This window comes from Saccharothrix sp. NRRL B-16314, from assembly GCF_000716595.1.
GTDB lineage: Bacteria > Actinomycetota > Actinomycetes > Mycobacteriales > Pseudonocardiaceae > Actinosynnema.
Map to the genome: position 1 here is coordinate 1 of NZ_JNXC01000135.1, position 405 is coordinate 405.

1 protein-coding gene is annotated in these 405 nt (G+C 67.4%); it reads left to right on the forward strand.

The features are described 5' to 3' along the window. Positions 1–57 precede the first annotated feature (57 nt). Positions 58–291 (forward strand): glucose PTS transporter subunit EIIB, encoded by a 234-nt coding sequence (locus OQ02_RS39370; RefSeq protein ID WP_015033861.1) that lies wholly within the window; start codon positions 58–60, stop codon positions 289–291. Positions 292–405 lie beyond the last annotated feature (114 nt).

Here is a 405-nt window from a genome sequence, read left to right on the forward strand (position 1 = left end):
GACCGCAGGTGCGCCGAGACTCGCGTACGCGCGAACAGAACGGACAGGGAGAAACACATGGCCAGCAAGGCTGAGAAGATCGTCGCCGGGCTCGGCGGCATCGAGAACATCGAAGAGGTCGAAGGCTGCATCACCCGCCTGCGCACCGAGGTCCTGGACCCGTCCAAGGTCGACGAGGCCGCCCTCAAGGCCGCCGGCGCCCACGGCGTCGTCAAGATGGGCACCGCGATCCAGGTCGTCATCGGCACCGACGCCGACCCGATCGCCGCCGACATCGAAGACATGATGTAAGCAGCCGCATCACGCGAAGGGCCCGTTCCGGCAGGGGAACGGGCCCTTCCCCGTATCCCGCTAGGCTCGACCCATGTCTCGTATCGACGGCCGTACCCCCGAACAGCTCCGCCC